General features: G+C 43.5%; 12 protein-coding genes. 7 read left to right on the forward strand and 5 right to left on the reverse strand.

Annotated features, from left to right (window positions below):
* Window positions 1–163 precede the first annotated feature (163 nt).
* The 4 genes from fadH to VK080_RS10910 all read left to right on the forward strand — a co-directional run bounded on the left by fadH (window position 164) and on the right by VK080_RS10910 (window position 3,806).
* Entirely contained in the window at window positions 164–931 is a 768-nt protein-coding gene (fadH, locus tag VK080_RS10895) for a 2,4-dienoyl-CoA reductase (RefSeq protein ID WP_324224796.1), read from the forward strand.
* Window positions 932–1,522: 591 nt separating this feature from the next.
* Complete coding sequence (cbpB, locus tag VK080_RS10900) at window positions 1,523–1,972, forward strand: cyclic-di-AMP-binding protein CbpB (protein WP_324224797.1); 450 nt, start codon at window positions 1,523–1,525, stop codon at window positions 1,970–1,972.
* Window positions 1,973–2,294: 322 nt separating this feature from the next.
* Complete coding sequence (locus tag VK080_RS10905) at window positions 2,295–3,281, forward strand: diaminopimelate dehydrogenase (RefSeq protein WP_324224798.1); 987 nt, start codon at window positions 2,295–2,297, stop codon at window positions 3,279–3,281.
* A gap of 273 nt (window positions 3,282–3,554) precedes the next feature.
* A complete protein-coding gene (locus VK080_RS10910; RefSeq protein WP_324224799.1) occupies window positions 3,555–3,806 on the forward strand; it encodes a YkuS family protein in 252 nt (83 codons plus the stop codon).
* A gap of 89 nt (window positions 3,807–3,895) precedes the next feature.
* Here VK080_RS10910 and VK080_RS10915 read toward each other — a convergent pair whose 3' ends face one another.
* Window positions 3,896–4,726, reverse strand: coding sequence for a mechanosensitive ion channel family protein (locus VK080_RS10915; RefSeq protein WP_324224800.1), 831 nt, complete (start codon window positions 4,724–4,726; stop codon window positions 3,896–3,898).
* Window positions 4,727–4,900: 174 nt separating this feature from the next.
* Between VK080_RS10915 and VK080_RS10920 the strand changes: the two genes are divergently transcribed.
* From VK080_RS10920 to VK080_RS10930, 3 genes are all read left to right on the forward strand, one after another.
* Window positions 4,901–5,353 carry a TlpA family protein disulfide reductase gene (locus tag VK080_RS10920; protein WP_324224801.1) on the forward strand — a complete coding sequence of 151 codons (453 nt, stop codon included), beginning with the start codon at window positions 4,901–4,903 and terminating at the stop codon, window positions 5,351–5,353.
* Window positions 5,354–5,890: 537 nt separating this feature from the next.
* A complete protein-coding gene (locus tag VK080_RS10925) occupies window positions 5,891–7,639 on the forward strand; it encodes an ABC transporter ATP-binding protein (RefSeq protein ID WP_324224802.1) in 1,749 nt (582 codons plus the stop codon).
* 15 nt (window positions 7,640–7,654) lie between these two features.
* Window positions 7,655–9,490, forward strand: coding sequence for an ABC transporter ATP-binding protein (locus tag VK080_RS10930; RefSeq protein WP_324224803.1), 1,836 nt, complete (start codon window positions 7,655–7,657; stop codon window positions 9,488–9,490).
* A 33-nt stretch (window positions 9,491–9,523) separates the two neighbouring features.
* On the opposite strand, the gene cydC is transcribed toward VK080_RS10930, so the two are convergent.
* The 4 genes from cydC to VK080_RS10950 form a co-directional block, all read right to left on the reverse strand.
* Window positions 9,524–11,239 carry a thiol reductant ABC exporter subunit CydC gene (gene cydC / locus VK080_RS10935; RefSeq protein WP_324224804.1) on the reverse strand — a complete coding sequence of 572 codons (1,716 nt, stop codon included), beginning with the start codon at window positions 11,237–11,239 and terminating at the stop codon, window positions 9,524–9,526.
* Window positions 11,236–12,969: a thiol reductant ABC exporter subunit CydD gene (cydD, locus tag VK080_RS10940; RefSeq protein ID WP_324224805.1), complete on the reverse strand. Its 1,734-nt coding sequence runs from the start codon at window positions 12,967–12,969 to the stop codon at window positions 11,236–11,238. Before cydD ends, cydC begins: the two co-directional genes overlap by 4 nt.
* Before the next feature lie 84 nt (window positions 12,970–13,053).
* The gene (locus VK080_RS10945) at window positions 13,054–14,070 is read right to left on the reverse strand and encodes a cytochrome d ubiquinol oxidase subunit II (protein WP_324224806.1); all 1,017 of its coding nucleotides are present in this window, start codon (window positions 14,068–14,070) and stop codon (window positions 13,054–13,056) included.
* On the reverse strand, window positions 14,067–14,993 hold a 927-nt coding region (locus VK080_RS10950), incomplete at its 5' end, for a cytochrome ubiquinol oxidase subunit I (protein ID WP_324224807.1). The genes VK080_RS10950 and VK080_RS10945, both read right to left, overlap by 4 nt.

Genomic DNA, 14,993 nt, shown 5'->3' on the forward strand with positions numbered 1-14,993 from the left:
TCACTTCCTTTTTAGGTATTTTTGGGTGTGTGGTTACCTCATTAATACCCTATATTGAAGGGGGTGGCAAGTTTTTTTGTATAAAAACGCATGAAATCGGGAAAACTAGTAGTTTTTACTAAGAAACTTTTGACAATACGATAAAAATAAGAGGGGGGATCATATGAAAAATAAAACAGTTATCGTTACGGGGGCTTCCAGTGGTATGGGCAAATATATGGCCGCAAAATTTGCTGATGAAGGTGCCAATGTTGTTATGACAGGCAGGGATGAAGAACGTCTTGATACAGCACGACGTGAACTGGAAAAAACGGCAGTCGGGGAAGTGTACCCGCTTTCCATGGATGTGCGTAAACCGGAAGACGTTGAGCGAATGGTTGCGGAAACGGTTGACAAGTTCAGTTCAATTGACCATCTCGTGAACAATGCGGCAGGCAATTTTATTGCACCTGCAGAAGGCTTGTCTGTCAATGGATGGAATGCAGTTATTGATATCGTATTGAATGGCACATTTTACTGCAGCCGTGAAGTCGGTAAATACTGGATTGATCATGGCATGAATGGATCCATCCTTAATATGGCTGCAACGTATGCGTGGAATGCGGGTGCAGGCGTTGCCCACTCATCAGCAGCTAAAGCAGGCGTACTTAATTTGACGCGCACGTTGGCAGTCGAATGGGGAAGCAGATATGGTATCCGGGTTAATGCGATTGCACCGGGGCCAATTGAACGGACTGGTGGTGCGGACAAGCTATGGGAGTCGGAAGAAGCTGCAAAACGCACCATTAATTCTGTTCCCTTGAAACGATTGGGCAAACCAGAGGAGATTGCGGACCTGGCATACTTTTTACTGTCCGAAAAGGCGGCATACATAAATGGGGAAGTTATCACAATGGATGGCGGACAGTGGCTCAATCAATATCCATTTTAATGACAGAATGTAAAAGGAATGCGCAAGTATAAGAGCTGCATGCTTTAGTATCCGTGAATTTCGGTTGTAAACATAAGATTTTTATGTGGGACATCCTTATTTTCCATTCACTGATGCATATCATAAAGTAAATTGATGCTGCCGTTATCTCGTCTTAACAGTCAGTAAGCCCCGCAACAGAATGATAGAGACATTTAAATTGCAGTAGGAGCGAGTAACTATTCGTAAATGTCCGCTTCTGTTTGGGCAGCCACATGCAGCTCACAAAAAAGTTGCAACAGGACAAGGAAAACTTTGACAGCGATACATCGCACGAAGAAAAAGTGCTTTCCTTTTTCAAGGACGTTACGTACTTAGCCTTTGTTCCTTTTCATCAGTGGGGGAAAAGCACCCCACTGAATGCAGTTTCACTTTACCAAAGTTATGTCATTCGACTTTTGACCACTGTTGAGTGTAACGATCTTATTATATGAAAGCGCTTAAATAAACGGAATGAAAATGATGTTATAATAGCATATCCTATGGTAAACTATACTTGTGGTCAATATAATAAACTCCTTAATGGCTAGGATTTGAAAAGGAGCGTTTTATATGAGTGCAACACAGGATAAGAAATTGACGGATATTGTGATTGATGATTTGATGATTCCCTCTGAAAAAGTAGCCCATGTTCAAGTCAATAACCCGCTTGAACATGCTCTGCTCATACTTGTGAAATCGGGATACTCTGCCGTGCCTGTTGTGGATTCATCGTATAAACTGGTTGGAACGATTGGCAAAACGCCGATTTTAAATAAGGTAATCGGGCTTGAAAGGTTTGAAATGGAACAGCTATCTGCAATGCAGGTACACGAAGCGATGAATACGGATATTCCACGTTTATCAACTTCAGACACATTTATGGAAGGTTTGAAAGCGGTTATCAATTATCCATTCGTATGTGTCGCAGATGAGGACGGCTATTTTGATGGCATACTAACCAGACGTGTTATTTTAAAGCAATTCAAACGGGATTATTATACATTTAAATCGGAAGTGTAAGATTCATGAAATGCACCCTTGCAAGTTGGATTCGCAGAGGGTGTTTTTTTCAACTTAAAGCTTGTCCCGCCGATGATTTGGTTGCGATGAAAAAGCGGGTTTGCTAAAGTAAAAGAAATACATAATGTTGGAGGTTTCGTGAAGTGAAAATATTTGATGCAAACGATATTTAGTTTTATTCAAATAGTGAAAATTTGTGAAGGCTTAGGTGAAAAAGTGAACAGCTGACTCGCTCGCATACGGCAATGGATAACCATAACGCCAGCCTTCACCAAAAGTGATCGTATAAAGAAAATCAGTCATTATAGGGGGTATAAAATCGATGGATAGTAAGATCAAAGTTGGTATTGTGGGTTACGGTAACTTGGGAAAAGGAGCAGCAGCTGCTGTTAATCAACAAACCGATATGGAGCTTACCGCCATATTTTCCCGAAGAGATCCGCAAACCTTAAACGTCAGTGATCCAAACGTATATGTGTTACATGTAGATGATGCCAAGCAGTACCAGGAACAAATTGATGTTATGATATTATGTGGTGGTTCCGCGACTGATTTACCCGAACAGGCACCTGCTTTTGCAGAGATGTTTAACACGGTGGACAGTTATGACACACATGCCAAAATACCGGAATATTTTGCTGCTGTTGACAAGGCAGCACATGCAAGCGGGAAAACAAGTATTATTTCCGTAGGCTGGGATCCGGGGATGTTTTCCTTGAACCGGGTTATGTCTGAAGCGTTATTGCCAAAAGGTGAAACCTACACTTTTTGGGGCAAAGGACTGAGCCAGGGACATTCGGATGCTGTTCGCAGAGTAGATGGCGTGAAAAATGGCGTGCAGTACACCATTCCATCAGAAAAGGTAATGGAACAGGTAAGAAATGGCGAGAATCCATCAGTCTCCAAAAGCGACAGGCATGTCAGGACATGCTACATTGTCCCGGAAGAAGGGGCCGATACTGCGCGTATAGAACAGGAAATCAAGACGATGCCGAACTATTTTGATGAATACGAAACGACCGTTTATTTCATTTCGGAAGCGGAACTGAAGGAGAATCATGCTGCCATGCCTCATGGCGGATTTGTCATCCGCAGCGGAAAGACCGGTTCAAACAATCATCAAATTGTTGAATACAGCTTGAATTTGGATAGCAATCCAGAATTCACGTCGAGTGTGCTTGTTGCCTATGCACGGGCAGCATACCGGATGAGTGCGGAAGGCATCCATGGCGCTAAAACGGTGTATGATGTTGCGCCTGCATATATCTCCCCGAAATCACAGGCTGAATTGCGCCGGGATTATTTATAAAAGTATGTAGTGGCCAATAGACAATGCTGATTGACTTGCGCCTGAATTGCTTATAGGTGAAAAATTAAGAAATGCACGGTTTTATGTTTGGTTCGGTACATACACTTTTTGGGCTGAACAGTGCACAGTTGCGACCGGATGAAGCTGATTGAGATGGATGTTAGAGCTGCTGAGAAGACAATCAGTATCATTTCCGGATAGAATGCCGCATATCTTTTACTGTTTGAGCAAAACTAGTCGTGAAATGTTTTGCAGCAGAGGAGGTATGCAATAATGGCGCGAATAGGTGTAGAAGAAACGTTGACGGATGTGAAGGAAGCTCTTGCAGAAATGGGACATGATGTCGTTGACTTACAATCAGAGGACGACACCGCCTATTGCGATTGCTGTGTCATTTCGGGCCAGGATAAAGATGTCATGGGCATGTCAACAGCAAGTATCGCAGGCTCTGTGATAAATGCAGACGGCTACAGTACCCGGGAAGTATGTGATATGGTGAATGACAGATTAAATGAACAACAGTAGCCGAAAAACGTCGGTATTCGCTATGGTTATGGTGAATACCGACGTTTTTCATATAGGCCAATAGCAGCTGAAGCTTTTTAGCATTAATTCTAATTGTTTTGGATCGCAATTTGCTGCGGAACTGGTGATTCAATCCCTACCTTGACAAAAGCCTCTTTAATTTGCTTTCGCATCGCGCGTTCACATTCCCACTGGAGTCCGTTTTCAGTCTGGCCGACGACACGCAGCACAATATCTGATGAACCAAAGTTTTGGACGCCAATGGCATCGGGTCCTTCTTTAAAACGTTCATCTTCTTTAAATCCGGTACATACCTGTTCGAGCACTGTAATGGCTTCATCAATATTATCATCATAGCGGATGCTTATATCGACGAGTGCACGCATGTTGCCGCGGGTATGGTTTGCGACTCCCTCAATATAGCGGTTAGGCACATAGTTTAATGTACCGTCAAAACTGCGGATTTTTGTTGTCCGCAAGCCGATTTCCTCTACAATACCATCATAGCCTGCCGTAGTCACATAGTCATCAATCTCAAGCTGCCGCTCCAGCAAGATGAAAAATCCGGTTACAATGTCACTGACAAGTCCCTGCGCACCAAAGCCAATCGCAAGTCCAATAATCCCTGCACCTGCCAGCAGTGGGCCGAGCGGGATTCCGAGGATCCCAAACATCATTAAGACAAACACAAAAAACATGCTATACGAAAACAGGTTCAGTAATAATTTTTCCAGTGTTTTAACACGTGACTGGGATATTTTTTGATTTGATCCAGCTTTGTTTATGGCTTTTTCAATCACCTTTTTGCCAATTGGAACCAGGATAATGAATGCTAATATGAGTAAGCCGATTTTTAATATTGCAGGCGCAACAATCTCCAGCATGCCGGCTAAACTGAATTCAATCCCAAAAAACTCCATATGTATTCCCCTTTCAGTCTAAAAATCTATGAACAGATGGTATGAGTATACCCTGAATGTGATTAAGTGAAACATGATCTGTTTTTGGTTCCGGGAATAATCTGTTCGGCATATATAATATAGGGAACATGTGTGGAAGTTACAGCCAAAAATTAACAGTCGGAGGTCATAAGATTGAGATTAAGAGATCAAATGCCGGAATTGAATGGAGCGGCTAAATGGCTCAACAGTAAGTCACTGTCAAAAAAAGATGTAACCGGAAAAAAACCAACTTTAATCTATTTTTGGTCAGTCAGTTGTGAAACATGCAAAAGAGCGATGCCCAAAATGAAAGAATTGTACAACGCTTATAATGGTCAATTGAATGTCATCACTGTTCACATGCCGCGGTCTGAAGCTGATCAGGATTTGAATGAAGTACGGCATGCTGCGAAAGAGTACAAGATTTCAGAGCCAATCCTTGTCGATAATGATCATACATTAACGAATCAATTCAAAAACAGGTATGTACCGGCTTACTATCTGTTTGATGCTAGCGGGAAACTAAGACACCGACATTCAGGGAGTGGGGGGCTGCAAATCCTTCAAAAACGAATTAGCCGAATACTAAATGAAACAGAAAAATAAAGTGAAACTTCATTCAGCGGGGGCGCTTTTTCCCCGTTGAATGTTAGTTGAACCGAATCGGACATTTAGGGTCAGTTAACCGGCGTATTTTGGCGGATTACTGACCATTACATGCGGGATAAAGTGAAACTTCATTCAGCGGGGGCGCTTTTTCCCCGCTGAATGAAGGGGAACAAAGCTTAAATTCGCAACGTCCTCGAAAAAGAAAAGCACTTTTTCTTCGTGCGATGTATCGCTGCCGGAGCTTTCCTTGTTCTGTTGCAACGCCTTTCTGACCTGCATCGTGCAGGCCCAAACAGAATCGGATCTTTACAGTCAGTTGATTCCTACTTATTTTTCTTGATTTACTTGAATGTTAAAGGATTTACTGCCTGTTAAGGTGGGCTATACAGCAAACAAAACTTCTGCGTTGATAGGCAGAAGTTTTTTAATTATGCAATTAAAAAATATTAAAATAAGCAAAAAAAGTGTGGCATTTTATTTCGAAACCCGTTATATTAGATATTGTGAAAAGTCATCGGGGGAGGGGTAAACACATTGAACATTTTTAAAAAATTAAAGCGTTTCTACTGGCCTTATAAGAAATATTTCTTTACATCGTTATTTTTTCTGTTTTTTGTTGTGGCCATTACAATTGTTTATCCAATTGTACTGCAGCTGACGATTGATGAAGTTGTGCTGCAGGAACGTTATTCATTGATTCCGTATATTGCCGCCGGATTCTTTTTCATTATGCTAATAAAAGGGGTTTCGTCGTTTTTTCACCAATATATGGGCGATCTGTTTGGGATAACAGTTGTCTATAAGCTCCGGGAAGCATTGTATAAAAAACTTCAAGCTTTATCATTTAAATACTTTGACAATGCCAGGACCGGGGATCTGATGTCCCGTAAAACGACAGATGTGGAAGGTTTTCGTAATTTTATTTCATTTGGCATTTCGGATCTTATTGAGATCACACTGCTTATTTTGCTCAGCTTAGGGGTTATGTTTTATTATTCGACGCCGCTTGCATTGATCACGATGGCTGCCATGCCATTTTTGGCTGTCGTGGTATATCAATTTGATAAACGGGTTCATCCGGCATTCAGAGGAATCCGAAAATCGTTCGGCAGGCTGAACACCCGCGTACAGGAAAATATCAGCGGCATGAATACAGTGAAATCATTATCAAAAGAGGACTTTGAAGTTGGCAGGTTTTCAGACAGCAATGACAACTACCGTCAGAATTACTTGTTTACCGCAAATATATGGTCGAAGTATATGCCGGTTATGGAATTTATCGGTAATGCATGTGTGGTGCTATTATTAGCCTATGGCGGTTATCTGGTAATTAACAATGACCTTAGCCTGGGAGCTCTGGTAGCCTTTTTCAGTCTTGTCTGGTATATTATGGGGCCGCTGATGAGTCTCGGGTTTGTCATTAACATGTTTTCACAGGCTAAAGCATCCGGAGAAAGGCTTCTGGAAATTTTAGAAGCAAGAGAGGATGTAACGGAAAAAGAGGGGGCAATCGATACACCGATCAAGGGCCATGTCACATTTAAACATGTCTGGTTAACCTATACGGAAGATGATGATAAAGCACTTAAAGATATCACATTCGATGCACCACCGGGAAAAATCATCGGTCTGAGCGGTCCGACCGGATCAGGCAAAACAAGCATCACCCAGCTGATCCCCCGGTTTTATGAGCCTGAAAAAGGTGAAGTTCTGGTTGATGGCAGGCCTGTAGATGAATACAAGCTGAAAACGCTGCGCAAGCATATCGGGTTTGTTCTGCAGGAATCGTTTTTGTTTTCTACCACAATAAGGGAAAATATCCGCTATGGGAACCCGGAAATCCCGGAAGAGCGGATTATTGATGCCGCCAAACGGGCACAGGCCCACGACTTCATTATGGAAATGCCAAATGGTTACGACACAATGCTGGGGGAGCGCGGCATGGGATTATCCGGCGGACAGAAACAGCGTATTGCGATTGCCCGGGCGATCTGCATCAATCCAAGTATATTAGTACTTGATGATGCGACATCGGCAGTTGATATGGAAACGGAATTTAAGATACAACAAGCTTTAAAAGAAGTGATGAAAGGGCGGACAACTTTCATTATAGCCCATCGGATTTCGTCGCTGAAACATGCCGATGAAATACTGGTGCTGGAAGATGGCGAAATCGTTGAGCGGGGCACGCATGAGGAATTAGCTCATCATAACGGACCGTATGAACGGATCTACAATATCCAGTACCAGGACCGGGAACAAATTATGGATACTGCAACATAGAAAAGGGGGGAGATCATGGCAAAACAAACATCTAAAGAGAATCGCCATTTGAACCGATTTTATTACACAGTCGATCATGCTGTGGAAAAACCGTTTAACTGGAAGCAAATGTGGCGGCTGCTCACGTATTTGAAGCCATATTCCAAAACCTATTTGCCCGGTGCGATCATAGCGATGTTCATTTCGACCGTGGTGCGTTTGGTTGTGCCTATCCTGATTGGTAAGGTTGTCTTCGATATTGTCATCGCTAATGAAGATATGACAATGCTTACCTATATGGTAATCTGCATCGCCATACTATACTTGCTGAGCTATATTGGAAATGTCTTTCGGATAAAATGGGTAAATATACTGGGGCAAAACGTTATCTATGATCTGCGGCAACATTTATTTTCGCACATCCAGCGGTTGTCACACCGATTTTTTGACTCACGTTCGGGCGGATCGATTATCGTCCGTATAATGAATGATACCAACTCCCTGCAGGAACTGTTTACAAATGGGATCATCAACCTGCTGATGGACACTGTGACACTTATCGGGATTGTTGTGATCCTATTAGTGTTGAGTCCAAAACTGGCACTGGCCATTATGGTCATACTGCCGATTATGTTTTATATTTCAACAAAACTCAGACGAAATATCCGGCGTTCATGGCAGGATGTACGTATTCAGCAATCACGCTTGAATTCCCATCTGAATGAAAGCATTCAAGGGATTCGGATTACCCAGTCATTCTCCCAGGAAAAAGAAAATGAAGAATACTTTGATGGTGTTAATACCGATAATTTTAAAAGCTGGCAAATCGCCGAAAAGAAAAGTGCGATGTTTGGTCCGTTTGTTGAAATGAGTAATGCACTCGGCACTATTATCCTGATTTCCTATGGTGCTTACCTCATTTTGCTCGGTGAGACAAATGGCGGTATTGCCATTGGTACGTTTGTATCGTTTGGTTTTTATGTTGGCATGTTCTGGGAACCGATTTCCCGGCTTGGCCAGATGTATAACCAGCTGTTGATGGCTATGTCGGCATCTGAGCGCATCTTTGAGTTTCTTGATGAACAGCCGAATGTTGTTGACAAAATAGATGGTGCCGATTTAACCGATATGAAGGGGCACATCGAATTTGATCATGTGGAATTTTCCTATGATGAGGAACGGACGGCATTGCATGACATATCACTGGATATAAAGGCAGGCGAGACGATTGCGTTGGTCGGGCATACGGGTAGCGGCAAGTCAACGATTGCCAATTTGATCAGTCGTTTCTATGACCCGACAAAAGGTGCTGTCAAAATTGATGGATACGATTTGCGTGATGTCAGATTGAACAGTTTGCGACGCGGGATCAGTGTTGTTTTGCAGGACACGTTCATTTTTTCCGGCAACATCATGGAAAATATCCGATTCGGTCGCCCGGATGCAACGAATGGGGAAGTGATTGAGGCAGCCAAAGTTGTCGGAGCTGATGATTTCATTCAGCGTCTGGCAAACGGATACGAGACAGAGGTGGAAGAGCGCGGCAATATTCTTTCAGCAGGCGAAAGGCAATTATTATCATTTGCCAGGTCCCTATTGGCGGATCCGAAAATATTGATACTGGATGAAGCAACGGCAAGTATCGATACTGAGACAGAAGTGAAAATACAGGCTGCACTGCAAAGGTTATTAAAGGGCAGAACAGCCATCATTATCGCACACCGCTTGTCAACGATCAGAGAATCGGATAATATTTTTGTACTGGAAAATGGCAAAATACTGGAGAGCGGCAGCCATGATGAACTCATGCAACAGCATGGTGCATATTTCGAATTAGTCAAATCACAGTTTCAGATGCTTGATGCGATGTAACAAAAAACGAAAAGCCCTGCTTTTCGTTTTTTGTTACAGCATATCTTTCTCAATCTGTTTCATTTCGAACAAGTAGCCTTTTTGGGACATCAGTTCATCAAACGTACCGGATTCAATGATTGTACCTTGATCGATGACAATAATCTGGTCCATGGATTCCAGATTCGTCAGGCGATGACTTACAAGGACAAGTGTGTCATCTTCAGCCTGTGAAAAAAGATGGTCATAGATGATTTGTTCAGTTAAGGCATCCACAGATGATGTCGGCTCATCCAACAGCCAAAGATGTGAACCTTTCAGCATTGCCCTCGCTATTGCCAATCGCTGCTTTTCACCGCCGGAAAGGTTTTCACCTTTTTCATGAACCTGGTCCTCCAACGAAAAATAGGCAAGTTTCACTTTGTCCAGTGCTGTCTTCATGTCGGAATCGGTTAAATTATCACCGGCAAGGCGCAAATTATCACGGATCGTACCAAAGAAGAAATGATTTTCCTGCAGAACGACATTCGCATTTTCCCAAATGGATTCCTGATCTATCTGATTCATCGGTTTTCCATCCACACGGATAATACCTTTCTCTACAGGATACATTTGCAACAGAAGTGTCATCAAGGTTGATTTGCCGGAACCACTTGGCCCGACAATCGCTGTCTTTGAACCCGCAGGCAATGTCAGGTTGATGTTTCGTAATGCCAGACGCGGCTCATCCGGAAATGCGAACGAAACGGCTTCCATCTCAATTGAAAACGCTCGATCAGTTTGTAACCGCTGGCTGGTCTTTGTACTAACGTTTTTACCTTCCTGCTCCACTGTTTCAGATAGGCGGATGGCTGCCCGTCTGCTGTCCTGAAAATGAATGGGAAAAGCAGCCATTGACGCAGCATCTTCAAAAACTGTCAGCGAAATCATTACAAGCATTGCAAGCATTATGCCTTCCAGCTGTCCATTGCTGATCAGCCAAGCGCCCAATCCCAGCACAGACCAGGAAATAATGAGCGATATGAATGAATTCACCGACTGGCTGTACAGTTTATTGATGTTTTCACGTTCCTGCCGGCTAATATACGTATCAGATGCCCGCATCAATTGTTGTTCTTTTTCCGCTGCCTTCTGATATATTTTCAAATCACGGAATCCGTACAGGAACTCGGTTACTTCAGTGGATAAGTCACCTCTATGTTTCCGTACATCAGCATCAATTTTTCGTTGTCTCAAGGCAAACAGCGCCGGTACGATAAAGGCCGTCAGCAAAAGCCCAGCCATAAGCACAAGTGCCACAGGAATGGAGAAGATCGTTGTAAACAGAATGGTGCTTAAAAATACCAGCACTAAAACAATTGGCGGATAGAATACCCGCAGAAAGAAGTTTTGCAGTGTTTCAACGTCACCGACAACCCGTGATAAGAGATCACCACTCCTGTATTTTTGAAAAATCCCTGGTGCTAATGGTTCGAGTTTACTAAAAAATGACACACGCAAATTGCTTAAAATCGTAAACGTTGCCCGGTGGGAAAAATAGCGTTCCGCGTAACGGGCAATCGCTTTGGTAATTCCGAGCAGTTTCACGGCTGATGTGAGAATGATCAGTGTGTAAAAGGGAGGAGCCAGTGCGGATTTGGAAATAAGATAGCCGCTTGCTGCAAACAGTCCGACAGCTGTTATGCCCGCTAAAAATCCAAAGATAATTGAATAAAGAATATCCTTTTTTTCCAACATTATTAACCTAACGATTCCGGTCAATTCTTTCATTCTGCCTTCACTCCCTGCTGTACAGTTACCATTTCCCGATAATCCGGGGCTGCTGCCATCAGTTCGCTGTGTGTGCCTTCAGCAACCAATCTGCCATTTTCCAGAAATAATATCTTATCCGCATTCTTGATTGTATGAAGACGATGGGCGACAGTTATTACTGTTGCGTTTTGTGCCAGTTGTTTCATAGAAGATTGCAGAATCTGTTCTGTTTCAAGATCAAGCCCTGTTGTCGGTTCATCAAAAAGAATGACAGCCGGTTTTTTTAAAAAAGCTCTGGCCAGAGCCAGCCGCTGCATTTCACCGCCTGAAAGACCGCGGCCTGCCTCACCGACCGGCGTATCATACCCTTTGTCCAATGTTTGAATCATTTTGGCAATGCCGGCTTTTTCGGCTGCATGTTCAATGTCATTAAGTCCGGCATTGGAGTCAGCGCCAATCGCAATGTTTTCTGCGATGGTCCCTGCAAAAATATAAGGGTGCTGCGAGATATAACTCAGTTGATCAAACCAGTCGTTTTCAGCGAAATGCGGTAATGGTTTCCCATTGACCATCATATTCCCTTGTGAGGCGGGGAGGAGGCCGGCCATGAGATTTAGTAGTGTCGTCTTTCCTGAGCCGCTCCTACCGGCAATCGCAATCTGCCCGTATGGCGGTATGTCAGTCGTGATGTTTTTTAATGAGAATTGACCATCTCCATAGCTAAAGCTGACGTTCTCGAGACGAATAGCCCCCGGCATTGCTTCAGCAGGTAATTTTTCTTCGCCCCACTGAACCTGCTGCTCCGGACGGTCCAACGCCTCCGTTATTTTTTTGGCTGCACCCATACTGCTCCGCCCGTCATGAAACGTGCTGCCGAGTTCTTTCAGTGTTGAATAGAATTCAGGTGTCAGCACAAGCAAAAAGAAAGCTGTAAAAAAAGAAACCTGTTCATAAATGATCAGCTGGATGGCCAGTTCCAGGGCAATAATCCCGATACTGAGCATTGAAATCAGTTCCAGCATAAACGAGGATGTAAAAGCGGTTTTCAATATTTCCATTGTGGCATCGCGAAAACTCAGACTGCTTTTCTTCAGAGCATCCTGTTGTTTCCTGGCACGGCCGTATAGTTTAAGGGTGGTGAGCCCTTGCAGTGTATCCAAAAAACTGCCGGAAAATGCAGCCAGTTTTTCCTGCTGTTCTTCTGATTTGTTTTTCGTCTGCATCCCAATGATAATCATAAAAATCGGGATGAATGGCGCTGTAATAATCATGATCAGACCTGTATTAACATGCTGGGTAAAAGCAACAGCTAAAATAATCAACGGAATGATTGAGGACTGGATCAGCTGGGGGATATACGCACTGAAATAACTGTCGATTTCGTCCACAGCATCCAGCATAACACTTACTTTACCCCCTGACTGATCTTCCCCTAGTTGTCTGGTTGGCATTTTTGCAAATTTATGCAACAGCGACTTCCGATACATTGCTTTGACGTTCGCCGCTATTTTGATACCAATCCGTCCGTTTAGATACGATGCTGCTGTTCTGAACAGAAGGACGGCCAATAAGCCTGACAGCATCCATAAGATGTTAGAAAATCCTTGCTGCTCCAGAAATACGCGATCGACAATTGTCACCAGAAAATAGGCCTGCAGGATAACCATCACTGCTATGATGACAGACAGGATAAACAAGGATAGAATTCTTCGTTTATGTCTGAATACTATTTTTCCCAGACCGTCCATTGCACCTCACCTCCCAGAAGTGGGACAAAGGGTAAGTGGGACAAAGGGTCAGACCCCTTGTCCCACCGAGGGGTCTGACCCCCGTCAATCTTTTTTGCCTTTGACATAGTCAGCATTAAATAAAAATAGCCTCATTAATAAAATCAACGAAGGTATCAAGAGCAACAAGCCGCCTATAAAAGCTATGACAAGAGCTATTCCCATTGATTCATGTGTGGCACTGTCATGAATGGAAATATAGGGGTCAAGCAAATAGGGATAGTGTCCGATACCATAACCGAAAAAGGCAAACAGATATTGCAGCATAACACTGATGAATGCCATTCCGTAATATTTTCCCCGGTACAAGAGCCATATGGCTATCAAGAAAAACCCAACAGACAGACCGAACATCCACCACAAGTCGAGCATGCTTTCATAATGTCTTGCATTATGCTGGCTTAAAAAGATGAATGTCGTCAAGGCGGCAATAATGGCCGGTGTGCTCCAGAACAGGGCAAACTTGCGCACCAAGCCCAATGCCGGATAGTCCTGGGCACGTGCGGCGTAAAATGATAAAAAAGTCGCACTGATAAATAATACGGACACAATTGCTAATGCGACAATGCTCCATGACAGCGGGCTTGTAAACAGCTCCATGTACTGCAGTGAGACAGTACCGTTTGTTTCCTTAATAAATCCGCCTTCAGACAATGTCAGGGCGACTGATAAGGAAGCTGGAATCAAAAGACCTGTCGCACCGTATAAAAATGTATAAACCAAGCTTTGTTTGGATCCGTAATTTTCGAAGGCGTAAAACGAACCACGGATAGCCAGTAGAATAATCGCAATGCTTCCGGGCACCAACAATGAAGTCCCGTAGTAATAAGCTGTTTCCGGAAAAAATCCGACGATACCGACGAAGAAGAAGACGAAAAAGACATTCGTCACTTCCCATACAGGTGACAAATAGCGCGCAATCAGCTGATTGACCACGTGCTCCTGTTTGGTGGCTTTGGCATAAAATGCAAAGAACCCGGCGCCGAAATCAATTGAAGCAACGATCAGGTAACCGTACAAAAACGTCCATAAAACCGTAATGCCGATTATTTCATAGCTCATGATTCATCACCCTTTTCGACAGTTGGATAGTGTTTCTCCAATTCTTCCTCAGCCGGATTATTCCGGAATAACTTGCGCAGTGTCACAATGCATAAGGTTCCCAGTACGACATATAACGCCAGGAAAAGGAAAAACATCAGGCCGACATAAGGTGAGGAAGTAGCAGCTTCTTCCACTGACATATACCCTCTTATAATCCATGGCTGACGGCCTTCTTCGGCGTAAATCCAGCCGAATTCAATCGCCAGGAATGCTAAAGGACCACTTAGCATGATAAGTGAGAGAATTCCCCTGTTATGCTCATTCCGATTTTTCAGTTTGCTTAAAACGAGGTACAGTAACGCTACACCAGGCAGAAAGAAGCCAATCACCACCATTAAATCAAACATGTAATGCACCCAGAGCGGCGGCCAGAATTTTTCCGGGGTTTCTTCCAGACCTGTTACTTCAGCATTAAAATCAGCATGAGCAAGGAAACTCAGGAAATTGGGAATGCGGATTTCACCGATTGCTTCGTGTGCATCATTCAGCCATCCGAACAGGATCAGATCGGCACCTTCCTCTGTTTCAAAATGCCATTCAGCTGCAGCCAACTTCTCCGGCTGATGTGCTGCCAGAAATTTAGCTGATGAATCTCCGGCGATGATTGTCAGCACAGCAAATATGAGTGTGAGTGTCATCGTAAGCTTCAATGCTTTTTTATGATAGTCAGTCGCTTTCTTTTTCAGAATCATGAAAGCGGTTATGGCAGCAAGAACGGCTGCACATGTCAGGTAAGCGGACGTTAATACGTGAAACACTTTTGTTGGTGTTGCCGGGTTCAGCATGGCTGCAATCGGATTAACGGCGGCAAACGCGCCATTTTCTGTTTCAAAGCCTTGCGGGGTATTCATAAACGCGTTGACCGTGGTAATAAATACGGC

Source organism: Lentibacillus sp. (assembly GCF_035301925.1).
Classification (GTDB): domain Bacteria; phylum Bacillota; class Bacilli; order Bacillales; family Amphibacillaceae; genus Lentibacillus.

Bases quoted from the DNA above. Each gene is read 5' to 3' on its own strand.
- cydD (WP_324224805.1), bottom strand. From the start codon at position 12,969: ATGGACGGTCTGGGAAAAATAGTATTCAGACATAAACGAAGAATTCTA.
- VK080_RS10905 (WP_324224798.1), top strand. From the start codon at position 2,295: ATGGATAGTAAGATCAAAGTTGGTATTGTGGGTTACGGTAACTTGGGA.
- fadH (WP_324224796.1), top strand. From the start codon at position 164: ATGAAAAATAAAACAGTTATCGTTACGGGGGCTTCCAGTGGTATGGGC.
- cbpB (WP_324224797.1), top strand. From the start codon at position 1,523: ATGAGTGCAACACAGGATAAGAAATTGACGGATATTGTGATTGATGAT.
- VK080_RS10930 (WP_324224803.1), top strand. From the start codon at position 7,655: ATGGCAAAACAAACATCTAAAGAGAATCGCCATTTGAACCGATTTTAT.
- VK080_RS10915 (WP_324224800.1), bottom strand. From the start codon at position 4,726: ATGGAGTTTTTTGGGATTGAATTCAGTTTAGCCGGCATGCTGGAGATT.
- VK080_RS10945 (WP_324224806.1), bottom strand. From the start codon at position 14,070: ATGAGCTATGAAATAATCGGCATTACGGTTTTATGGACGTTTTTGTAC.
- VK080_RS10910 (WP_324224799.1), top strand. From the start codon at position 3,555: ATGGCGCGAATAGGTGTAGAAGAAACGTTGACGGATGTGAAGGAAGCT.
- cydC (WP_324224804.1), bottom strand. From the start codon at position 11,239: ATGAAAGAATTGACCGGAATCGTTAGGTTAATAATGTTGGAAAAAAAG.